This window comes from Teichococcus aestuarii (genome assembly GCF_003116135.1).
GTDB lineage: Bacteria > Pseudomonadota > Alphaproteobacteria > Acetobacterales > Acetobacteraceae > Pseudoroseomonas > Pseudoroseomonas aestuarii.
Genome location: NZ_PDOA01000008.1, coordinates 1 through 20,755 on the forward strand (window position 1 = coordinate 1; position 20,755 = coordinate 20,755).

17 protein-coding genes, 1 pseudogene and 1 riboswitch are annotated in these 20,755 nt (G+C 72.9%); all 18 genes and pseudogenes read right to left on the reverse strand.

The genetic code is table 11. From position 1 onward, the window contains the following. Positions 1 to 727: 727 nt before the first annotated feature. Positions 728 to 1,792, reverse strand: a complete 1,065-nt coding sequence (locus tag CR165_RS13015; RefSeq protein ID WP_109517437.1) for an Ldh family oxidoreductase — start codon at positions 1,790 to 1,792, stop codon at positions 728 to 730. 66 nt (positions 1,793 to 1,858) lie between these two features. Further along, positions 1,859 to 3,283, reverse strand: coding sequence for an ATP-binding cassette domain-containing protein (locus CR165_RS13020; RefSeq protein ID WP_109517438.1), 1,425 nt, complete (start codon positions 3,281 to 3,283; stop codon positions 1,859 to 1,861). Continuing rightward, positions 3,280 to 4,116, reverse strand: coding sequence for an ABC transporter permease (locus tag CR165_RS13025; protein WP_109517439.1), 837 nt, complete (start codon positions 4,114 to 4,116; stop codon positions 3,280 to 3,282). The genes CR165_RS13020 and CR165_RS13025 overlap by 4 nt, the downstream gene beginning before the upstream one ends. Beyond that, entirely contained in the window at positions 4,113 to 5,072 is a 960-nt protein-coding gene (locus tag CR165_RS13030; RefSeq protein WP_109517440.1) for an ABC transporter permease, read from the reverse strand. Before CR165_RS13030 ends, CR165_RS13025 begins: the two co-directional genes overlap by 4 nt. Then, positions 5,063 to 6,640 (reverse strand): ABC transporter substrate-binding protein, encoded by a 1,578-nt coding sequence (locus tag CR165_RS13035; protein ID WP_181378148.1) that lies wholly within the window; start codon positions 6,638 to 6,640, stop codon positions 5,063 to 5,065. Before CR165_RS13035 ends, CR165_RS13030 begins: the two co-directional genes overlap by 10 nt. Positions 6,641 to 6,678: 38 nt before the next feature. Beyond that, positions 6,679 to 6,933, reverse strand: a riboswitch (cobalamin riboswitch). A 131-nt stretch (positions 6,934 to 7,064) separates the two neighbouring features. Beyond that, positions 7,065 to 7,298 (reverse strand): annotated as a pseudogene (locus CR165_RS25645) (DUF6525 family protein); the annotation flags it as partial. Between the two features lie 81 nt (positions 7,299 to 7,379). Further along, positions 7,380 to 8,768, reverse strand: a complete 1,389-nt coding sequence (locus CR165_RS13045; protein ID WP_109517442.1) for an FAD-dependent oxidoreductase — start codon at positions 8,766 to 8,768, stop codon at positions 7,380 to 7,382. Next, positions 8,765 to 9,379 (reverse strand): cysteine hydrolase, encoded by a 615-nt coding sequence (locus CR165_RS13050; RefSeq protein WP_109517443.1) that lies wholly within the window; start codon positions 9,377 to 9,379, stop codon positions 8,765 to 8,767. Before CR165_RS13050 ends, CR165_RS13045 begins: the two co-directional genes overlap by 4 nt. Positions 9,380 to 9,401: 22 nt before the next feature. Further along, positions 9,402 to 11,456 (reverse strand): hydantoinase/oxoprolinase family protein, encoded by a 2,055-nt coding sequence (locus CR165_RS13055; RefSeq protein WP_109517444.1) that lies wholly within the window; start codon positions 11,454 to 11,456, stop codon positions 9,402 to 9,404. Then, complete coding sequence (locus CR165_RS13060; protein WP_109517445.1) at positions 11,453 to 13,105, reverse strand: hydantoinase B/oxoprolinase family protein; 1,653 nt, start codon at positions 13,103 to 13,105, stop codon at positions 11,453 to 11,455. Before CR165_RS13060 ends, CR165_RS13055 begins: the two co-directional genes overlap by 4 nt. Beyond that, entirely contained in the window at positions 13,102 to 13,983 is an 882-nt protein-coding gene (locus CR165_RS13065; protein ID WP_109517446.1) for an isocitrate lyase/PEP mutase family protein, read from the reverse strand. The genes CR165_RS13060 and CR165_RS13065 overlap by 4 nt, the downstream gene beginning before the upstream one ends. After that, on the reverse strand, positions 13,983 to 15,389 hold the full coding sequence (locus CR165_RS13070) for an MmgE/PrpD family protein (RefSeq protein ID WP_109517447.1): 1,407 nt from the start codon (positions 15,387 to 15,389) through the stop codon (positions 13,983 to 13,985). The genes CR165_RS13065 and CR165_RS13070 overlap by 1 nt, the downstream gene beginning before the upstream one ends. A gap of 7 nt (positions 15,390 to 15,396) precedes the next feature. After that, positions 15,397 to 16,098: an ABC transporter ATP-binding protein gene (locus tag CR165_RS13075; RefSeq protein WP_109517448.1), complete on the reverse strand. Its 702-nt coding sequence runs from the start codon at positions 16,096 to 16,098 to the stop codon at positions 15,397 to 15,399. Then, a complete protein-coding gene (locus CR165_RS13080; RefSeq protein WP_109517449.1) occupies positions 16,091 to 16,843 on the reverse strand; it encodes an ABC transporter ATP-binding protein in 753 nt (250 codons plus the stop codon). Before CR165_RS13080 ends, CR165_RS13075 begins: the two co-directional genes overlap by 8 nt. Next, a complete protein-coding gene (locus tag CR165_RS13085) occupies positions 16,840 to 17,796 on the reverse strand; it encodes a branched-chain amino acid ABC transporter permease (protein ID WP_109517450.1) in 957 nt (318 codons plus the stop codon). Before CR165_RS13085 ends, CR165_RS13080 begins: the two co-directional genes overlap by 4 nt. Continuing rightward, on the reverse strand, positions 17,793 to 18,665 hold the full coding sequence (locus CR165_RS13090) for a branched-chain amino acid ABC transporter permease (RefSeq protein WP_109517451.1): 873 nt from the start codon (positions 18,663 to 18,665) through the stop codon (positions 17,793 to 17,795). The genes CR165_RS13085 and CR165_RS13090 overlap by 4 nt, the downstream gene beginning before the upstream one ends. A gap of 10 nt (positions 18,666 to 18,675) precedes the next feature. Beyond that, positions 18,676 to 19,893 (reverse strand): ABC transporter substrate-binding protein, encoded by a 1,218-nt coding sequence (locus CR165_RS13095; protein ID WP_109517452.1) that lies wholly within the window; start codon positions 19,891 to 19,893, stop codon positions 18,676 to 18,678. Beyond that, entirely contained in the window at positions 19,890 to 20,720 is an 831-nt protein-coding gene (locus CR165_RS13100) for a GntR family transcriptional regulator (protein WP_109517453.1), read from the reverse strand. Before CR165_RS13100 ends, CR165_RS13095 begins: the two co-directional genes overlap by 4 nt. Between the last annotated feature and the right edge of the window lie 35 nt (positions 20,721 to 20,755).

Sequence of the window (20,755 nt, forward strand, 5' to 3'; positions counted from 1 at the left end):
GTAATCCTTCCAGTTGGAATAACCGACCACTCCATGGACGTAATCGGGCGCATCGCCCAGCCAGCCAGTGAACTTGTTCAGAAGAGCCGGGTCGTTGCCGACATATACGCCAAGAGCGGTCATGGCTTTTACTTTCCTAATAAAAGAGCAGGCCGCTGGGGATTGCTCGCTCACAAGTGAGTGATAGCAGCAAAGCCCCGGGAAAGGTCCAGCAAAAACAAAGGAAAATTAGTAATGAGTGGTAAGGATAATGTTTATTATTGTCAAGCTCAGGCTAAAATAAATAGTTCGCAGAAACTTTGGAATATTAAAAATAATCCTGCGTCTCTCTGAACGAGAATGCCCGCTGAGCGCCTGACCACACGAAAACGTGAATTTCTGCCCTGAAACCACACGGTAACTTGAGGAAATCGCGCCCTGACAGACACAACCTGTGCACGTTGCCGCAGAGATTTTTTTCAGGGCTTAATCCAAATTCATGAAGAACATCTCTTAATTGGTATCGGGCTGTGGCAGCCCGTGATTGCCCGGAAGAGCGGCCAGACAGCGCATCGATGGGGAAAAAGTGCCGGAGAGGCCGTCCGGCGGCGGGTGCCAGGGCAGGAGGAGGCGCATGGCGCACCCCCTCAGCCCTGCCGGACGGCGTGACGGTGCCATCCCGGCCCGCCAGAGAGGCGAGGTCGGGGGAGGAATCCTCCTCCCCCTGATTGACTGGCGGCTGCTGCCTTTACTTCAGCGGAGGAACGCCGAGGCGGAGTCCGAGCGCGACCAGCTCCTCCATCACCGCGGCGGCGACCGGCACGCCCTCGCCGAGCCGCGCCTGCCGCAGCAGCGCCTCGCGCTCGCCGGGCAGGTGGATCCGCGCCACGCCGGGAGCCTTGCGGGCGCCACGCAGCTCAGCGGCGGCGGTCTCCATGCGGGCATAATACGTGTCGAGGTCTTCGAAGGCCGTCACCGGCAGCACCGCGAAGAGATGGCCGACATTCTGCGGCCGTGCGAAATCCTCGTACATGTGCGTCACCTCGCGGCCGAAGGCGGCGCCGGAGAGCATGGTGCTCAGCAGCCCCATGGTCAGGGTGAGCGCGTAGCCCTTCGGGCCGCCGAGCGGGCTGACGAAGCCTTCCAGGGCGCGTGCCGCGTCGGTGGTGGGAACGCCGTCCCGGTCCACCGCCCAATCCGGAGGGATCGGCGTGCCTTCCTTGGCGGCGACGATGATCTTGCCGCGCGCCGCGACCGAGCAGGCCATGTCCAGCATCATCGGCGGCGCGCCGCGCATCGGCATGCCGATGGCGAAGGGGTTGTTGCCGAGCAGCGCCTCGGCCCCGCCCCAGGGCACCATGTGGTTGATGCCGCCGATGGTGATGGCGATGCCGATCATCTCCGCGCGGGTGGCGTATTCCGCGAACCAGGCGGCCGCGCCGAAATGGTTGCTGTTGCGCACGGAGACCCAGGCCGGCTCGCCCTCCCGCGCCTTGCGCAGCGCCACCTCCATGGCCCAGGCGCCGACCACCTGCCCCATGCCGTTGTCGCCATCGACCACGGCGGTGCCGCGGGTCTCGCGCAGGATGCGCGGCACGGCGCGCGGATTGTTGGCGCCGCGCTCCAGCCGCTCCGCGTAGATCGGCAGCCGCACCACGCCGTGCGAGGCCACGCCGCGCAGATCCGCCTCCACCAGGCTCTCGGCGCAGAGCGCGGCCTCCGCCTCCGGCATGCCGACCCGCTCGAACACGGCCCGGCAGAAGCCGGTGAGCCGCGCGCTGTCCAGGATGGGTCCATCTCCCGCATCCGCCATGGCGCCTTCCTCCCGTTCTTGGTTGTTACGGGGAAAAGCCTAGGCGCCGGGGAAGGCGCGGTGCAATCAGCCCTCCCGCGCCATGCCCCCGCCGGGTGGCCCGAGGCACAGCGTGGCATCGGCCAGCGCCCGCGCCGCCGCCGCGTCGTGGGTGATGAGCAGCACGCCCAGCCCCTCCGCGTCGGCCAGGCCGCGCAGCAGGTGCAGGGCGGCGCGCCGCGTCGGCGGGTCGAGGCGGGAGCAGGGCTCGTCGGCCACCAGCAGGGCCGGGCGCAGCGCCAGCAGCCGCGCCAGGGCAACACGCTGCGCCTCGCCGCCGCTCACCGCCTCGGGCGGGCGGCGCAGCAGGGCGGGGGAGATGCCCAGCCGCTCCAGCAGGGGCGGCAGGGCGGGGGCGGTGCCGGGGCGCAGCCGCGCCAAGTCGGCCAGGCTCTCGCCCAGCGGGCGCTGGCGGGGAAACACCCGCGTCGGATCCTGGTGCAGCTTCTGGAAGCGGGTGCGCAGGCTCTGCCGCAGCCGCGTGTCCAGCGGGCGGCCCAGCCAGCAGAGCCGGCCGGCCGCAGGCGGCGCCAGGGCCAGCAGCGTGTCGCCCAGCGTCGTCTTGCCGATGCCGCTGGGGCCGAGCAGCGCCGTCATCCGGCCGGCATGCAGGGAGAAGTCGAGCGGTCCGGCCAGGGCGCGGCCGCCACGGCCGATCGCCAGCGCCTCGGCCCGCGCCACCTCCTCGCCGCCCGCCGCCGGGGCACGGGCCGGCCAGAGGCGCGGATCGGCCGCCACGCAGGCACGGGCGAAGGCCGAGCGCGGCGCCGCCAGCACGCTCTCGGCGGGGCCGCATTCGGCGATCCGCCCTTCCTCCAGCACCGCGATTTGCCCCCCCAGCGCCTGCGGCACCGCCAGGTCGTGCGTGATCAGCAGCAGGGCGCGCCCCTCCGCGCGCAGCGTGGCGAACAGCGCCAGCAATTCGGCCCGCCGTGCCGGGTCCAGCCCCTTGGTCGGCTCGTCGGCCAGGAGCAGCGGCGCCTGGCCGCGCAGCACCAGCGCCGCCAGCAGCCGCTGCGCCATGCCGCCCGAAAGCTGGAAGGGCAGCCGGGCCGCCGCCCTGGAATCCAGCCCCAGCCGGGCCAGCCAGCCCAGGGCGCCGGCGCGGTCCAGCCAGGGCGGCGTCAGCCGCAGCTGCGAGAGCGCGGGCAGCAGCGGCGCCAGCGCCTGGGCCGGCTCCTGCGGCAGCAGGCAGGTGCGGCTGTGCCAGAGGGCGCGCAGCCCGCGCTGGTCGGCGGCGCGCAGCCGGTGCGGACCGAGACCGATCCAGCCCGTGGCCTCCATGCAGCCGGGCAGCAGCCCGGCCACGGCGGCGGCGATCAGGCTCTTGCCGCCGCCCGAGGCACCGATGAGGCAGAGGCTCTCCCCCTCCGCCACCTCCAGGCAGACATCCCGCAGCATGGCCCGCCCGTCATGCCGGATGCCGAGCCCCTCGATGCGCAGCGCCTTCATGTCTCCTCCAGCGGCAGGGCGGGCGCGGGGGCGCGCGCCAGCCCCTCGCCGATCAGCGTGGCCGACCAGGTGGCGAGGAAGATGGCGGCGGCGGGGGCGGCCAGCATGTGCGGCGCCTCCTGCAGGTAGGGCAGCGCCTCGGCGATCATCGCCCCCCATTCCGGCCGCGGCGGCAGCAGGCCGATGCCGAGGAAGCCCAGCGCCGAGACGGTGAGCAGGTTGCCCCCCAGATGCAGCGCCGCCAGCGAGGCGACGGGCCGCGCGATGGCCGGCCAGGCGTGGCGCCGCAGCCGGTAGGCGCGGCCGAAGCCCAGCAGCAGGCTGGCCTCCGCCTCCGGCGCCGCCAGGGCGCCGCGCGCCAGCGGCTCGGCAAGCTGCGCGTAGGGTGGCCAGCGCGTCAGCACGAGGCCGAGCAGCACGGTGCCGACGCCGCCGCCCAGCAATTCGGTGGCCACCAGCACCAGCAGCAAGGCGGGGCAGGCATAGACCGTCTCGGTCAGGCCGCGCAGCAGGCGGCGCGGCATCCCTCCCAGGCTGGCGGTGAGCAGCCCAACCACCGTGCCCAACAGCGCCGTGGCGAGGCTCGCCGCCAGCGCCACGCCGAGCGAGAGCCGCGCCGCCGCGACGGTGCGCGCGAGCACGCTGCGGCCGAGCGGGTCGGTGCCCAGCAGCCACTCGCCGCCGGGCGGCAGGCCGGCAGCCATGAGGTCCGGCTCCAGCGGGTCGGCCGTGAGCAGGGCGGGGCCGGCCAGGGCGGTGGCCGCCAGCAGCGCCGCCAGCCCGGCGCCGAACCAGGGAAAGCGGCGATGCGCCGCGCCATGACGATGGCTCATGCCGTCGCACCCCCCGCGCGCAGGCGCGGGTCCATGGCGCGCAATGACAGCTCCGCCAGCAGCGTGGCGGCGCCGAGCAGCAGCGCGAAAGCCAGCCCCAGCGCCGCGACCACCGGAAGGTCGCGCGCCATCAGCGAGCGGATGAGGAGCTGGCCGATGCCGTCGAGGTTGAACAGCATCTCGATGGCGATGAAGCCTTCCGTCACCTGCATGGCCAGCACGGGGAGATAGGCCACCACCGGCACCAGCGCCGGCCGCGCCACCACCCGCAACCCGATGCGCCAGGGCGCCACGCCGCGCATCCGGGCGAATTGCGTGGCGTAGGCGCCATGCGCCTCCGCCATGCCGTGCCGCGCCACCCGCGCCAACCCGGGGGCGAGCGCCGCCGCCAGCGTCACCACCGGCAGCACGAGGTGCCAGGGCGTGGCGTCGCCGGCCACGGGCAGCCAGCGCAGCCGCACCGAGAGCAGCACCACCAGCACGCCGCCCAGCGCGAAGGAGGGCGCCGAGGCCAGCAGCGCGGCGAGCGCCGCCACCCCCCGGTCCAGCCAGCCGCCCGGCCGCCGCCCCGCCGCCAGGCCGGCGGGCAGCGCCAGCAGCAGCGCCGCCAGCAGCCCCAGCGCGCCGACGCGCAGCGTCAGCCCCAGCCGCGGCGCCACCTCGGCCAGCACCGGCTGCCCGGTGACGAGCGAGCGGCCGAAGCGGCCACGCGCCAGATCGGCCAGCCAGGCGCCGTATTGCAGCAGCACCGGCCGGTCCAGCCCTGCCTCCGCGCGCAGCGCCTCGACCATCGCGGCGCTCACCCGGTCCTCGCCGAAGCGTGCGGCGGCGACGCGCAGGGCGAGGTCGCCCGGCAGCGCCTGGAGCGCGGCGAAGCAGAGCGTCGCCACCACCAGCGCCACCAGCCCCGCCTGCGCCAGCCGGGCGGCCAGCAGGCGGGCGAGGCTCAGGCCCACCGCAGCCCGGCCGCGCCGTAATCCTGCTCGAACGGGTCCAGCACCACCGAGGGCAGCGCCACGCGCGGCGAGACCGCCACATTGTGCTCGAACCAGGAGACGGGGATCACCGGCAGCTCGGTTTGCAGGATGGCGGCGATGCGCCGGCGCAGCGGCGCGCGCTCCGCCTCCGCGAAGCTGCCGAGATAGGCGCGGGTGAGGTCCAGCATCTCGGCGTTGTCGAAGCCGGGGGAGGACCAGAGCTGCCGGTCGCCGGTGAAGTCGGGGATGATGGTGCCGATCGGGTCCGGCACGTTGACGTAGGTGCGGGCCAGCAGGCTGCACTCCATCGAGCCGTCGCGGATGGCGCCGGGCAGCGCGCCGGAGGGGCCGGGCCGCACCGTGATCTCGGCCCCCACGGTGCGCCACTGGGCCTGGATGGCCTGCGCCATCACCGGGATCTCCGGGCGGTTGGAGGGCACCATCATCGCGGCCGTCAGGCGCTGGCCGTCCCGGGCGCGGATGCCGTCGGCGCCCGGAGCCCAGCCGGCCTCGTCCAGCAGGCGGCGCGCCGCGGCCGGGTCCCGCCGCAGCGGCGGCAGATCCGGGTCGTGCCAGCCGGAGAGCACGGGGGGCAGGAGCTGGGTGGCGTGGCTTGCCGGATGGCGCAGGATGGCGGCGGCCAGCCCCTCGCGGTCGATGGCCAGGGAGAGGGCGCGGCGCACCCGGACATCGGCGAATTGCGGCCGGCGCAGATTCATGACGATCATGCGCGGGCGCGGGATGGTGGCGCTGAGGATGTGCGCCCGGCCCGAGGCCTGGATGCGCTCCGCCGCCTGCGGCAGCAGGGTGAAGGCGATATCCGCCTCGCCGGCCTCGGCCAGCCGGGCGCGGGTCTCGCCCAGCGGCACGGCGCTGTAGGCCAGGCGCCGCACCGCTGGCGGCGCGCCCCAGTATTCCGGGAAGGCCTCGGCCTCGATGCCGCGGATGCCGTCCAGCGCCGTCACGCGGAAGGGGCCGGTGGCCACCGGGCGCTGCGGCCGGCCCTCCGCGTCATAGGCGGATGGAGCGAGGATGATACCGGCATAGTCGGTCAGGCAGCCGGGCAGGGGGGCGAAGGGCGTCTCGGTGCGGAACACCACCTCCCGCTCGCCCTCGGCCCAGAGCGCCGCCAGCGGAATGGCGGACAGGCTCTCGGCCAGCGGCCGCACCCGCTCCAGCGTGCGCACCACGAGCGGCGCGGTGACGGGCGTGCCGTCATGGAAGCGCGCCTCGCGCAGGCGGAAGCGCCAGGTCAGCCGGTCCGGCTCCACCGACCAGCTCTCGGCCAGCAGGCCGCGCAGCGTGCCGTCAGGGCGCACGCCCACCAGTGTCTCGGCGATGCCGAGGCGGCGCAGCACATAGCCGGTCTCCACCGGGTCGGGGCTGCTGAACTCCCAGGGGGAGACCATGCGCAGCACCGCCGCCTCGGCGCGCAGCGGGCGGGCGAGCAGCAGGGCGGGGGCGGCCAGCACCAGGCGGCGCGGCAGGGCGGGGGCGGGGCGGGCAGGCGCCAGGATCGGGGCGCGAAGGCCCGGCAGGTCGGTCATCATCGTCTCCTGCACCGGGGAATCCCGCCCGGCGATGTGGGGAACAGGCCTCGGCGGCAGGTCTCCTGGCTCGCGGCCCGGCGGGGTGGCCTGCGCCCCCCGCCCTCCGGTGCCCCGCCTTCCCGGGCCTGCTGGCCCAGTGGCGCGCCCCCCTGGCGGAGGGCTGGCGGGCGCCGGAATGCCGCCTACAGTTGCGGGATCAGCCACCGACTTGCCCCCGGATCGGCTCCGGTGCGGGCGCACGGTGTTCCCTTTTCACCCGCTCGCGCGGGACCGTCGAAGCCTCAGCATAGGCAGGCGCGGCGGCGGCGGCAATTCGCCCGCCTGCATCCCGCAGCACCGAGGCCGCCGCCGCCTCGTGCGGCAGCGGCACGCCATGCGCCCGCCGGTAGGCGGCGGCGAACTCGGCCCGCTCCATCGCCTCGCACAGGTCGAGGTGCCGCAGCAGCCGCCGCTCCGCCCGCGCCGAGGAGCCGAGCTGGCGGCGGAACATGCGCCACAGCAGATGCGCGTTCACCGCCCAGGGGTCGTAGGCGTGTTCCTGCATCCGGCGGCGCACGGCGGGGGGCAGGGCGTCGAAGCAGGCCCACTCATCGCCGCGCCAGCGGCGCCAGCGGCCTTCGCGGGCGGTGATGTCGTTGGGGGAGGGAGATGCCATATCCGGCGTTTATGTTATGGTATAACATAACGCAAGGGGGCAGGTGCGAGGCGGGGAGGGGCGCTGCCCTCCCCGTTCCCGTCAGGCCCGGGCGGCGGCCTCGCCGGCGGCGTGGCCGAGCGCCACGGCGGTCAGCAGGCCATTGCCGGAGAGATAGCCCTCGGCCCGGCTGCCGGAGACGCCGCAGGCGGCGCCGCCCGCCGCGTAGAGGTTGGGAAAGGGCGTGCCATCGGGGCGTAGCACGCGGGCGGCCTCGTCCACCACCAGCCCGCCCTGGGTGTGGAACAGCGCGCCCGTGACCCGCACGGCGCGGTAGGGCGGCACCAGCGGCGGCTGATGGGCGAAGCTGCGGCCGAAGCCATCCGTGGCGCCGGCCTGCTTGAGCGCCTCCACCTCTTCCAGCGTGGCGCGGAGCGCCGCCTCGGGCAGCTTCGTGGCGGCGGCGAGGGCGGCCACGTCCGGCGCGCTCAGCACCACGCCGGCCGCCTCGGCCTGGCGGAAATCCTCGAACTGGCGGGCAATGCCGGCGATGCGCTCGTCGAACACGCTCCAGGCGATGCCCTCCGGCTGACGCAGCACCACCGCCGCCTGCTCGGAATAGCCATGGCTCTCGTCCGAGAAGCGGCGGCCCTCCAGGTTCACCTGGAAGCCGCCCTGGGTGATGGTGGCCCAGGAGATCAGGATGCCGATGGGATGGGCGACCGAGCCATGCCCCTGGTGGCCGGAGAGGTGCCGCGTGGCCGCCCCCAGCGCCTCACCCCAGAGCAGCGCCTCGCCCTGGTTGCCGGCATGACCGAAATACAGCGCGCCGGCCAGTTGCGGCACATGCTCGGCCACCAGCGCCGGATTGCCGCCATAGCCGTTGCAGGCCAGGATCAGCGCGCCGCAGCCGAGGCGCTCCTCGCCGCCATCCGGCCGGCGGAAGGCGATGCCGTGGATGCGGCCATCCGCATCGGCGTAGAGATCCGTCACCTGCGCCTCGCACAGGATCTCGGTGCCAGCGGCCTCGGCCGCCTCGCGCAGCCGGTTGACCAGTTCCTCGCCGGAGCGGCTGGGCAGGCCGTGCATGCGGCAGGCGGAATGGCCGGGGTAGCGGAAATCGGTGATGACCGAGAAATCCAGCCCGTGCCGGTCCGCCAGCCATTCCAACACCGGGCCGATGCGCGTGGCAATGGCGCGCACCATCGCCGCATCCGGCTCGCCGCCGGCCTTGGCGAGGATGTCGGCGGCGAAGCGCTCCGGGCTGTCCGCCTCGCCCGCCGCCTGCTGCCAGCGCGTGCCGGGGGCGGGGATCAGCCCGGCGGAGAGGGCGGTGGAGCCGCGCGGCACCGGGTCGCGCTCCAGCACCAGCACCTCCTGCCCCGCCGCGCGCAGCGCCAGGGCGGCGGTGAGGCCGGCGGCGCCGGCGCCCACCACCACCACCGGCATCCGCATCTCGAAGCTGGCGTCCTCGGCCGGAAGCACCCTCATGCCGCGCGCACCTCGTCCAGCGCCTGCGCGATGCTGGCGATGCGGCAGACCGGCCGCAGCGCGGCGATGGCGGTGGCATGGGTCTCGGCGCCGAAGGCGGCGCAGCCATCCTCCAGCACGGTCACGTCCATGTCCCGCACATGCGCGTCCCGCACCGTGGAGGCGACGCCGCCATTGGTGACGATGCCGGCCACCAGCAGCCGCCGGATGCCCGCCTTGCGCAGCACCCATTCCAGCCGCGTCATGTAGAAGGCGGAATAGGCCAGCTTCTCTACCGAGAGATCGGCCGGCTGCAATTCGTCCACGAGCTGGTGGCCCCAGGCGCCGGGGCAGAAATCGCCCTTCCGCAGGAAGGGCCGCAGCGCCTTCAGGTGCGGCGAGATCATCGGCTCGCCGCCCTTGCCCGGCACCAGGGTGAACTGGGTGGAGACCACCCAGCCGCCCTTCGCGCGCAGCGCCTCGGCCAGCGGCTTCAGCCTGCCCGGCAGGGCGGCGATGGCGGGGTCGCCCTGGCCGCCGCGCGCATAGGCGCCCTCGGGGTGGATGAAGTCGTTCTGCAGATCGACGATCAGCAGGGCGGTCTCGGTGACCGGGACAGGCTCGTGGCTCATGCCGCGCGCTCCACGTCGCGGCTCATGCCGCGCGTTCCACAATGACGTTGCCGAGGCGATCGACCCGCGCCACCAGGCCGGGATCGACCACGGTGGTGGCGTCCGGCTGCTCCAGGATGGCCGGGCCGGGGATGGTGGCGCCCTCCGGCAGTTCCAGCCGGGCATAGATGGCGGTGTCGTGCCAGGCGCCGCCGAACCAGACGGGGCGGCTGCCGCGCCGCGCGCCCTCCACCGTGGCCTCCTTCTCCGGCGCCAGCAGGCCGAGGTCGAAGCGCGGCCGCCGGCCGATCGCCGCCGTGCGGAGATTGACGATGCGCACGCCGAGGCCGGGCAGCAGGCGGGAGAAGCTGGTCTGGTAGGCACGCTCGAAGGCCTCGTGCACGATGGCGCGGGTCAGCCCCGTGCTACCGCCCTGCACCGCGACCGGCAGCGGCACGGCGACGGTGTGGGTCTGGCCGGCATAGTGCATGTCCAGCTCGAACACCGTGTCGATCCGCTCGACGGCGAGGCCGGCGGCCTCCACCACGGCGCGGGCGGCGGCGGCCTCCGCCACCATGCGGCGGTCGAGCGCCGCCTCGTCCATCGCCTCCAGCGTCAGGTTCACCGTCTGCACCTGGTCGTGCCGGATGTCGGCGATGACGCAGCCCAGCGCGGAGGTGACGCCGGGGAAGCGCGGCACCAGCGCCGCCTTCAGCCCGACCTCGCGGATCAGCGCGCCCGTGTGCAGCGCGCCGCCGCCGCCGAAGGGCACGACCGCGAAGCGCGAGGGATCATGCCCACGCTCGATGGAGACGAGCCGGATGGCCCCCGCCATGCGCGCATTGGCGACCCGCAGGATGGCCTCCGCCGCCGCCATGGCATCGAGGCCGAGCGGCGCGCCCACATGCGCCAGGATGGCCGCCTTCGCCGCCTCCACATCCAGGCGCGCGAGCTTGCCGCCGATCGGCCGCTCGGCGTTGATGCGGCCAAGCACGACATTGGCATCCGTCAGCGTGGGCCGGGTGTTGCCCTGGCCGTAGCAGACCGGGCCGGGCCGGGAGCCGGCGCTCTCCGGCCCCACCTGCAGCAGCCCGCCGGCATCGACATGGGCAATGGAACCGCCGCCGGCGCCGATGGTGCTGATCTCGATCATCGGCGTGCGGATGACCAGGCCGAAATCGATGGTGGTCTGCGCCGCCAGCGCCGTGCCGCCCCCCACCACCAGCGAGACGTCGAAGGAGGTGCCGCCGAGATCGCCGGTGATGACATCGGGGAAGCCGGCCTCGCGCGCGATGGCGGCGGCGGCGATGACGCCCGCCGCCGGCCCGGAGAGCGCCGTGCGCACCGGCAGCCGCCGCGCCGTGGCGGTGGACATGACGCCGCCATTGGATTGCACGATGTGGAACCGGCCGCCGAAGCCCTCGCCCGCCAGGGCCGCGTCCAGCTTGCCGAGATAGCTGCCGACGACGGGCTGGAGGTAGGCGTTCAGCGCCGTGGTGGAGGTGCGCTCGAACTCGCGGATCTCTGGCAGGATCTGGCTGGAACAGGCGATGGCCTCGCCGGGCCAGACCGCGCGCGCCGCCGCCAGCGCCGCCTGCTCGTTGGCCGGGTTGGCGTAGGCGTTGATGAAGACGATGGCCAGCGCCTCGGCGCCTTGGGCGACGAGAGTGCGCACCGCCGCCTGCACCTCGGCCGGATCGACCGCCGCGCGGATGGAGCCATCGGCCAGGGTTCGCTCGGCCACCTCCAGCCGCATGTCCCGATCCACAACTGGAAGAAAATCGCCCCAGAGGCCCCAGGTGTGCAGGCGGTCGCGGCGGCGCATCTCCAGCACGTCGCGGAAGCCGCGCGTGGTGATGAGGCCGACCTTCGCGCCCTTGCGCTCCAGCAGCGCATTGGTGCCGACGGTGGTGCCATGCACCACCGAGGCCAGCTGCGCCACGGGGCCGAAGCTCTTCAGACCATCGAGGAAGCCCACCGCCTCGTCGCCGCGGTTGGAGGGCACCTTGGCGGTGCGGAAGCGGCCCGCCGCCTCGTCGTAGCAGAACAGGTCGGTGAAGGTGCCGCCGACATCGACGCCGACAATGGTCGCGCTCATGCCGCGCCTCCCTCCGTCACGTAGCCAAGCCGGCGGTCGCGCGCGGCCTTTCGCGGGTCGCGCCGCGCCGGGTCGCCCCAGCCGCCGCCGCCAGGGGTTTCGAGCGTCACGCTGTGCCCCGCCTTCAGCGCGATATCGGTGATCTTGGAGACCATGGGCGGGTTGTGCGCGCCCTGCTCGTCCGTCCAGGTGAAGCGGTTCAGCGCGGCGGGCGTGCCGCCGGTGACGCCGAAGGGCGCCGCCTTGCCGCGCTCGCCCAGCAGCGAGACCCGCGCATCGGTCAGCGGCTCGATCTCGTAGACCGCACCGAGGCCGCCGCGATTCTCGCCCTGGCCGGCGGAATCCGGCCGCAGCGCCCATTGCCGGAACAGCACCGGATAGGCGGCCTCGAGGATCTCCACCGGCGGGATGGTGGCGGTGGAGATGGGGTTGTTGGCGTGGCTCAGGCCATCGCTCTCCGGGTTGCCGCCGAGGCCGCCGCCAAAGAACGAAAACATCACCCAGCGCGAGCCATCCAGGCGGTGCCCGGCGAGCGAGAGCGCGTTGATGGTGCCGAAGGGCGCCGCCGTGGCGCGGGCGGGATCGGCCTTGGCGAGCGCGCCGAAGATGACGCCGATCAGGCGCAGGATGGTCTCGGTGTAGCCGGCCACCGGGCGCGGCGCCGTGGCGCCGAGCAGCGTCGTCTCCGGCACGGTGAAGGCGATGGGGCGCAGGCACCCCGCATTGGCCGGCACCTCGGTGAAGACATGCTTCAGCGCCACGTAGCAGGCGGCGATGGCGGTGGAGCGGGCGATGTTCACCGGCCCCTGCACCGGCGGCGAGGAGCGCGAGAAATCCAGCGCCATCGTCTCGCCCTCGATGGTGAGGTCGAGCGCGATGGTCAGCGTCTCGTCGGTGATGCCGTCATTGTCCAGCACATCCTCGAAGCTGTAGCGCCCATCCGGCAGGGCACGGATGGCGGCGCGCATCAGCGCCTCGGCGCGCTCCGAGAAGGCGGCGAAGGCCTGGGCGACCGTGGCCTCGCCATACTCGTCGAGCAGCGCGGCGAAGCGCCGCCCGCCGAGGTCGAGCGCGTTGATCTGGCCGTTCAGGTCGCCCCAGTTGGAGTCCGGCACGCGGGAATTGGCGGCGAGGATGTCCAGCAGGTCCTGGTTCATCCGCCCCTCGGTCATCAGCCGCACGGGGGGGATGCGGACGCCTTCCTGGAAGCTCTCCGTGGCCTTGGGGTTGTAGCCGCCGGGCACGTTGCCGCCGATATCGAGCCAGTGGCCGACCGAGGCCATCCAGCAGAACAGCCGCCCCTCGCGGAAGACCGGGCGCACCAGGCGGAAATCGTTGAGATGCGTGCCGCCGTCATAGGGGTCGTTGAACAGGAAGGTGTCGCCCTCCCGCACGCCGCCGGAGGCCGCCACCTTGTCGATCACCGCCTTCACCGCGAAGGCCATGGCGCCGACGAAGATGGGCAGGCCATTGGCACCCTGCACCAGCGTCTCGCCCGTCTCGGCATGGTAGAAACCGTGGCAGGCGTCGCGCGCCTCGGCGATGATCGGGTTGAAGGCGGAGCGGTAGAGGGTCGCGTCCATCTCGTCCGCGATCTGCTCCAGCCGCCCCTTCAGGATGGCGAGGGTAACAGGGTCGATCGCGCTCACGCCGCGCCCTCCTTGCCTTCGAACTTCGCGTAGGTCTCGCCCAGGGCCAGCATCTCCGGCGTGCCGATCAACCCGTTCAGCGCGCCGAAATCGAACATGCGGCCGGCGAAGGGCTGGTTGCTGCCATGCGCCGCCAGCGAGGCGTAGTAGTCGCGCGCCGTGTGGGCGAGGGCGCGCACGATGCCGCCGGGGAAGATGACGAGGCGGAAGCCCATCCCGCCCAGCTCACCGGCGGTGGAGATCGGCGTGTCGCCACCCTCGACCATATTGGCCAGCAGCGGCCGGACGCCGCCCAGCTCGGCAGCGATGCGGCCGAGCTGCTCGCGCGAGCGCGGCGCCTCGACAAAGAGCACATCGGCCCCGGCCTCGGCGTAGAGGCGGGCGCGCTCCAGCGCGGCCTCCATGCCCTCCACCGCCACGGCGTCGGTGCGGGCGATGATCAGCGTCTCGCGGCTGTGGCGGGCATCGACGGCGGCCTTGATCTTGCCGGCCATCTCGCCCGCGCCGATCAGCGACTTGCCCTGCAGGTGGCCGCAGCGCTTGGGCAGGGTCTGGTCCTCGAGCTGCAGCGCCGTGGCGCCGGCGCGCTCGAACAGCCGCACCGTGCGCTGCGTGTTCAGCGCGTTGCCATAGCCATTGTCGGCATCGACGACGAGCGGCACATCCACGCGGTCGCGGATCAGCCCGACCGTCTCGGCCACCTCGGTCATCGAGACCAGGCCGATATCGGGCCGGCCGAGGCGCGTATAGGCGATGGCCGCGCCGGAGACGTAGAGCGCCTGGAAGCCGGCCATCACGGCCAGGCTCGCGGTCAGCGCGTCATAGACGCCGGGCGCCACCACGGCGGCGGGGCCGGCCAGTTCTTCTCGCAGGCTCATCAGGAAGCGCTCCGCGGCGGGGCCGCCAGCAAGGGCAGCAGGCGGGAAAGCCCACCGGGCTCCTCCACCGCCTCGACCGCCGTGATCAGGGTCTCCGCCGCGGCCTCGCCCCAGACGGGCGCGGCCATCTCGCGGAACTTGGCGAGGATGTCCTCGCGCGCATAGGGGTCCTCGGTGTCGCCCCGGTTGGTCAGCACCTCGGCGCGGTGGGTGCTGCCGTCGCGCAGCGTCACCGTCAGGCGCGCCGGGCGCAGGCCGGGGAGCTGCGCGGTCAGCGCCGCATCCTCCCGCACCGTGACGCGCGCGGCGAGGTCGCGCACCGCCTCGTCCCGCAGGGCGGGCGGGCGGAAGGCGGGCACGCTGGCGCCGCCATGCACCAGCGCCGTGGCGAGCGCGAAGGGGATGGAGAACTTGGCCGAGAGCATGTTGCGCGGCTGGGGCAGATCAAGCTGCGCGGCCCAGACATAGGTCTCCACCGCGATGGCCGCCACATCCGCAGCGCGCAGCCCGGGCAGCCGGGCGCTGATCTCGCCCAGCGCGTCCAGCGCGCCATGGGTGTAGCGGCAGGCGGCATGGCGCTTGAAGTAGTTGCGGGCGATCTCCCAGCGCGTGCCGAGCTGCTCGGTCATGGCGGCGGGCGAGAACTCCTCGGCGATGATGCCGCCATAGACGGCGCCGATGCCGTCCGTCTCGCCGGTGAAGCCGGCGGCGGCCAAGTCCCAGGCCATCAGCCCGAGCTGGTTGGAGAAGCCGGCATAGGCGTTGCGCACCGTGGCCCCCTCCAGCATCGTCCGGCGGCTGGTGGAGAGGCCGAGGCTGGAGGCGATGTTCAGCCCCTGGATGATGGTCTCCGCATCCGCGCCATGCAGATGCGCGGCCGAGAGGAAGGCGCCGACCGTGCCCCAGGTGCCGTGCGGATGCATTGTCACGCGCAGCTTGCTGGCGATGCCGATGCGCGCGCCCATCTCGTAGCCGAGGATGATGGCGCCGAGCAGGGCGCGCCCATCCTTCGGCGCGGCGGCCAGCGCCGCCGGCACCACATGGATGGCGGGGTGGCCGCGCGCATACTGGTTGCCCTCGTCCAGCTCCAGCATGACGCCGGCGGTGCCGTTGGCGAAGGCGGCGAGCAGCGGCGGCAAGGCGCGGCCGGCACCGATGACGGCGGCCGCGCCGCCGCCCGCGTAGTTCGGCCGCGCCAGCAATGCGCGCAGCTCCGGCTCCTGCATGCCGGCGGCGATGACGCCGATGCTGTCCAGCAGCACCAGCCGGGCGCGGGCGAGCACCTCCGGCGGCAGGCCACCGGGATCGAAGCCGGCGGCGAAGCGGCCCCATTCGGCCAGCCATGCGGGGCGTTCCTGGCGCAGCAGCACGGAAGCCGGCTGCACGCCGGGCGTGACAATGCTCATCGTGACCTCACATGCCGAGATAGGCGCGGCGCAGCTCAGGGTTGTCGCGCACCGCATCCGCCGTGCCGGAGAGGGCGAACTGCCCGTTCTCCAGGATGTAGGCGCGGGCGGCGACCTCGAGCGACTGCACCACATTCTGCTCGACCAGCAGGATGGGAAGCCCGTCGGCGTTGAGCCGGCGGATCAGGGCGAACATCTCCTCGACGAGCAGCGGCGAGAGGCCGAGCGAGGGCTCGTCGAGGATGAGGAGGCGGGGCTCGGCCATCATGCCGCGGCCGATGGCGAGCATCTGCTGCTCGCCGCCCGAGAGGGTGCCGGCGGCCTGGGCCATGCGCTCGCGCAGGCGGGGGAAGGTGGCGAAGACGCGCTCCAGGTTCCGCGCGCGGCGCGGCTTGCCACGCCGGTAGCTGCCAAGCTCCAGATTCTCGCGCACGCTCATGTTGGGGAAGATCTTGCGCCCCTCGGGCACATGGATCAGCCCGGCGGCGACGATGGCATCCGGCGCGGCGCGGTCGATGCGCTGGCCGTCGAACAGGATCTCGCCGGCGCGCACCGGCACCACGCCGGAGAGCACCTTGTTCAGCGTCGTCTTGCCGACGCCATTGGCGCCGAGCACGGCGACGATCTCGCCGGCGGAGACTGCCATGTCGAGGCCGCGCAGGACCTCGACGCCGCCACAGCCGGCGCGCAGGCCGCGGATCTCAAGCATGGGCGCCTCCCTCGGCGCGCATCCGCGCCGCCGCGCCATGGCCGAGATAGGCCTCGATCACCGCCGCGTCGTTGCAGACCGCGCGCGGCGGCCCCTCGGCGATCATGCGGCCCTGCGCCAGCACATGCACATGGTCGCACAGGTTCATCACCGCCTGCATCACATGCTCGATCATCAGGATGGTCACGCCCCGCGCGCGGATGGCGCGCAGCACCGGCAGGATGTCCCGCACCTCGGAGGGGTTGAGGCCGGCCAGAACCTCGTCCAGCAGCAGCAGGCGCGGCGCGGTGGCCAGGGCGCGGGCCAGCTCCAGCCGCTTGCGGCCGGCCACCGTCAGCGCGGCGGCGGGCGTCTCCAGCAGCGGCGCGAGGCCGACCTCCTCCGCCACGGCGCGGGCCGCGTCCAGCGCCGCCTGGCGGCCGGCGTGGCGAAGATAGGCGCCCACCGCGATGTTCTCGTGCACCGTCAGCCCCTGGAAGGGCTGCACGATCTGGAAGGTACGGGCGATGCCGCGGCGCGCCCGTCGATGCGGCGGCTCGGCCGTCACATCCTCCCCGGCGAACAGCACGCGCCCGGCGCTGGGCTCCAGGAAGCCGGAGGCCAGGGCGAAGAGCGTCGTCTTGCCCGCGCCGTTCGGGCCGATCAGCCCGGTGATGGAGCCTTCCGGCACCGCCATGCTGGCCTTGTCCACCGCCAGCAGGCCGCCGAAGCGCTTGCTCAACCCCTCGACCGAGAGAAGGATCATGGCGTGGCCCTCCGCATCCGCAGGCGGCGCAGCGCGCCGACCAGCCCCGCCGGCACGAAGGCGACGGCGGCGATCAGGATGACGCCGAACAGCATCAGGTCCACCCCCGTCATCCAGCCCAGCAGGCCCTTGGTGACCTCGCCCACGCCGTGCAGCGCCAGCGCGCCGACCACCGGCCCCAGCACCGTGCCGAGGCCGCCGACGATGGCGGCGATCAGCACCTCCACCGAGATCCAGGTGCCATAGGCGATGTTGGCGTCGAGATAGAGGAAGTTCTGCGCGTAGAGCCCGCCCGCGGCGCCGGTGATGGCGCCGGAGAGGGCGATGGCGCGCAGCTTGGTGGCCAGCACATCGACGCCGAGCGCGCGCGCCGCGTCCTCGTTCTCGCGCACGGCGACGAGCTGCGCGCCGAAGCGGCCGCGGTCGATCCAGAGCGTGAGCAGCGAGACGCCGAGGATGCAGGCCAGCACCACCCACAGCATGCCGGCGCGGCTGGCGAACTGGAAGTTGGCGAAGGATGGCTCCAGCTTGATCAGCAGCCCCGCCGCGCCGCCGGTGAAGCCGGCCGCGTTGGCGAGGATGCGCAGCACCTCGGCGAAGGCCAGCGTCACCAGGGCGAAGTAGGAGCCGCGCAGCCGGGCGCGGAAGCTGAGGAAGCCGATCATCCAGCCGGTCAGCGCCGCCAGCGCGATGCCGCAGGCGAAGCCCACCCAGGCATTCACGCCGAATGTGGTTTGCAGGATGGCGGTGGCATAGGCGCCCGTGCCGAACAGGGCGGCGTGGCCGAAGGAGAGTTGCCCGCCATAGCCGCCGAGGAGGTTCCAGCCCTGCGCGCCGAGCGCGATGATCAGCGCCGAGACGAGGAAGTTCAGCAGCAGGTTGCTGGCGAAGAGCGGCGTCAGCGCCAGCGCGCCGAGCAGCAGCGCGAGGGGAAGGATGTCGCGCGCCTTCATGCGCGGGCTCCGAACAGGCCGGTGGGCCGGAACAGCAGCACCAGGATGAAGATGAGGAAGATGCCGAGCTGGCCCAGGCTCTCGCCCAGCAGCAACCCGCCCAGGCTCTCCACCACGCCCACGATGAGGCCGCCGAGCAGCGCGCCCGTCACCGAGCCCATGCCGCCCAGCACCACGATGGTGAAGGCCACCAGCACGAAGGCGTTGCCGACGCGGGGATTGACGTAGAAGGTGGGCAGCAGCAGGCAGGCCGCGACCGCCAGGCAGGCACAGCCGATGCCGAAGGTGACGGCGAAGATGTGCCGCGGGTCGATGCCGCTGAGCTGCGCGCCGAAGCGCTCCTTGGCCACGGCGCGGATGGCGCGCCCCGTATCGGTGCGGGCCAGCAGCAGCCAGAGCAGCGCCGCCACCAGCAGCGCCACAGCGCAGCCCACCAGCCGCGGGCGGGAGAGCAGCATGGGGCCGAGCTCCACCACGTCGAACCCCATCTCGCCGCCGAGGCTGCGCGTGTCGGAGCGGAAGGCGGCGAGCAAGGCGTTCTCCAGGATGATGGAGAGGCCGAGCGTGACCAGCAGCGTGTTGCGATCCTCGCCATGGCTGGAGGGGCCGATGACGAAGCGCTGCAGCCCGTAGCCCAGCCCGTAGAACAGCAGCGCCAGCGGCAGGATGGCGGCGTAGGGGCCGATGCCGAGCAGCTGCTCCATGCCCAGCACGGCGAACATGGCGCAGGTCAGCAGCGCGCCATGCGCGAAGTTGACGATGTGCAGCACGCCATAGACCAGGGTGAGGCCGAGCGCGACCAGGGCGTAGGCCGCCCCGGTCATCAGCCCGTTCACCACCGCCTCGGCGATGATCGCGAGGGAGTACATGAGCCCGCGGTCAGCCCTGCACCGGGAAGACCGGCTTGGCGTCGGCGAAAGCGTCGGGGAAGATCACCTTGATGTCGCCGCCCTGCACCTGGGTGTTGACCGGCGCGGCGCCCTGGTTCTGGCCGTTGACGAACTTCGTCGGGCCGTAGGGGAGGATATGGCCGGAGAAGTCGGAGGTGGCGAGGGCCTCGATGACCTTGTTGCGGTCGGCGGCGCCGGCGCGGCCCACCGCATCCGCCACCAGCTTCACGCAGGAATAGTTCAGCGGCACGTTGTAGGCCCAGAGGCGGCCATCGGCATCGACCTTGGCCTTCAGCGCCTTCGCCTCCTCGCTGCGCGGGTCGTGCCAGTGGTTGCAATCCATCACCGCTTCGGCCGCGTCCGGGAACTCCTTGACGAAGCGGTAGTTGGAGGCGGCGCCGTTCAGCACGGCATAGATGCCCTTGGGCCGGATGCGCTGCTGCCGCATGGTGCGCGCCAGCAGCACGAACTCGCCATAGTAGCTGGAGGGAATGACAAGGTCGGGCCGCAGCGAGCGGATGCGCAGCGCCACGTTGGACATGTCGCGCGCCGGCGTCGGGTGGGCGATGGTCTCCAGCACCTCGAAGCCGCGCTTCGGCAGCTCCGCCTGCAGCAGCCTGGCGAGGCCGGAGCCGAACAGCCCGTCCTCGTGTACCAGCACCACCGTCTTGCAGGGCTTGCCGGCGTCGTCGTTGAGGCGGACGAGGTTCTCGAGCGCCGTGCCCGTCACCATGCCGAAGCCGGGGGCGAAGCGGAAGGTGTTGCGCAGGCCGCGCGCGGTGATCTGGTCGGAGACGCCGACATCGACGATGTAGGGCAGGTCGTAGCGCGCCGCCGCCTGGCTGGCGGCTAGGCAGATCGGGCTGGCGAAGCCGCCGACGATGGCGACGACGCCCTCCGCCTGCAGCTTCTCCACTTCCTGCACCGCCGCTTCCGGGTTGGAGCGGGCATCGGCCACCACCAGTTCCACCTTCGCGCCGCCGAGGGCCTGGATGCCGCCCGCGCCGTTGATCGCCTCCGCTGCCAGGGTGGCGCCAAGGCGGCCGAGATCGCCATCCTGCGCCAGCGCGCCGGTCAGCGGCTGCAGGATGCCGATCTTCACGGCGGCGGGCTGCGCGCGCAGCAGGCCGGGCATGGCGAGGGTCGGCAGCAGCGCCCCGGCCCGCAGGGCCGTGCGGCGGGTGATGGTCAGGCGGGATGTGCTCATGATGACGACTTCCTCTTGCTGCGCGGGGGCCGTGGCGTGGTGTTCTTTTCAGTGTTGGCCGCGAGCGGCGGCAATGGGCTCCAGCGCCGGGCGCCATCGGCCCCCGTGCGCTGAAGCTGCATCTCGAAGCTGAAGCGGTCCGGCCGGTAGAGCGCGTGCAGGTGCTCGACCGCGCTCCCCGCCTCGTCCTCGACAAGGCGGGTGAGGGAGAGCAGCGGGGCGCCGATCTCCACCTGCAGCGCCTGCGCCACCTCCGGCCCGGCCAGCGTGGCGCCGATGGATTGCCGCGCCCGCGCCACGCGCAGGCCGGAACGCTCGAGCAGCGCCAGCAGCGGCTGCGAGGCCATCTCCGCCTCGGAATAGGTGGTGCCGATGCGCTCGGGCACATGGGTGGTCAGGTGAGAGAAGGGCTCGCCGCCCATCAGCCGCACGCGCACCGCGCGCTGCGCGCGCTCTGCCGGCGCGAGGCCCAGCGTGGCGGCCACCGGCGCGGGCGGCAGCACATAGCCGAAGGAGAGCAGCCGCACCTCGGTGCGCCGCCCCATCTCCTTCAGATGCGTGAATACATCAGCGAAATCGACCACGGTCGGCGCCAGCACGCCGCCGCCGCGCACGAAGGTGCCGACGCCGGGGCGCCGCTCGACCAGCCCTTCATTGGAAAGCTGGTCCAGCGCGCGGCGGATGGTGACGCGGGAGACGCCGTGCTCGGCCGCGAGGTCCGGCTCGCCCGGCAGCCGCGTGCCGGCGGGCAGCGTGCCGCCGGTGATGCGGTCCCGCAGCAGCAGGTAGATCCGGCGCGCCTTGAAGGTCTCGACGGCGGCGTCCACGCGGTTCCTCTCCCCTTTTCCCTGTCTGGTTTTCC

Coding starts and splice junctions, on each gene's coding strand:
- CR165_RS13015 (WP_109517437.1), bottom strand. CDS start 1,792: ATGGCGGATGCGGGAGATGGACCCATCCTGGACAGCGCGCGGCTCACC.
- CR165_RS13020 (WP_109517438.1), bottom strand. CDS start 3,283: ATGAAGGCGCTGCGCATCGAGGGGCTCGGCATCCGGCATGACGGGCGG.
- CR165_RS13025 (WP_109517439.1), bottom strand. CDS start 4,116: ATGAGCCATCGTCATGGCGCGGCGCATCGCCGCTTTCCCTGGTTCGGC.
- CR165_RS13035 (WP_181378148.1), bottom strand. CDS start 6,640: ATGACCGACCTGCCGGGCCTTCGCGCCCCGATCCTGGCGCCTGCCCGC.
- CR165_RS13045 (WP_109517442.1), bottom strand. CDS start 8,768: ATGAGGGTGCTTCCGGCCGAGGACGCCAGCTTCGAGATGCGGATGCCG.
- CR165_RS13050 (WP_109517443.1), bottom strand. CDS start 9,379: ATGAGCCACGAGCCTGTCCCGGTCACCGAGACCGCCCTGCTGATCGTC.
- CR165_RS13055 (WP_109517444.1), bottom strand. CDS start 11,456: ATGAGCGCGACCATTGTCGGCGTCGATGTCGGCGGCACCTTCACCGAC.
- CR165_RS13065 (WP_109517446.1), bottom strand. CDS start 13,983: ATGAGCCTGCGAGAAGAACTGGCCGGCCCCGCCGCCGTGGTGGCGCCC.
- CR165_RS13070 (WP_109517447.1), bottom strand. CDS start 15,389: ATGAGCATTGTCACGCCCGGCGTGCAGCCGGCTTCCGTGCTGCTGCGC.
- CR165_RS13075 (WP_109517448.1), bottom strand. CDS start 16,098: ATGCTTGAGATCCGCGGCCTGCGCGCCGGCTGTGGCGGCGTCGAGGTC.
- CR165_RS13080 (WP_109517449.1), bottom strand. CDS start 16,843: ATGATCCTTCTCTCGGTCGAGGGGTTGAGCAAGCGCTTCGGCGGCCTG.
- CR165_RS13085 (WP_109517450.1), bottom strand. CDS start 17,796: ATGAAGGCGCGCGACATCCTTCCCCTCGCGCTGCTGCTCGGCGCGCTG.
- CR165_RS13090 (WP_109517451.1), bottom strand. CDS start 18,665: ATGTACTCCCTCGCGATCATCGCCGAGGCGGTGGTGAACGGGCTGATG.
- CR165_RS13095 (WP_109517452.1), bottom strand. CDS start 19,893: ATGAGCACATCCCGCCTGACCATCACCCGCCGCACGGCCCTGCGGGCC.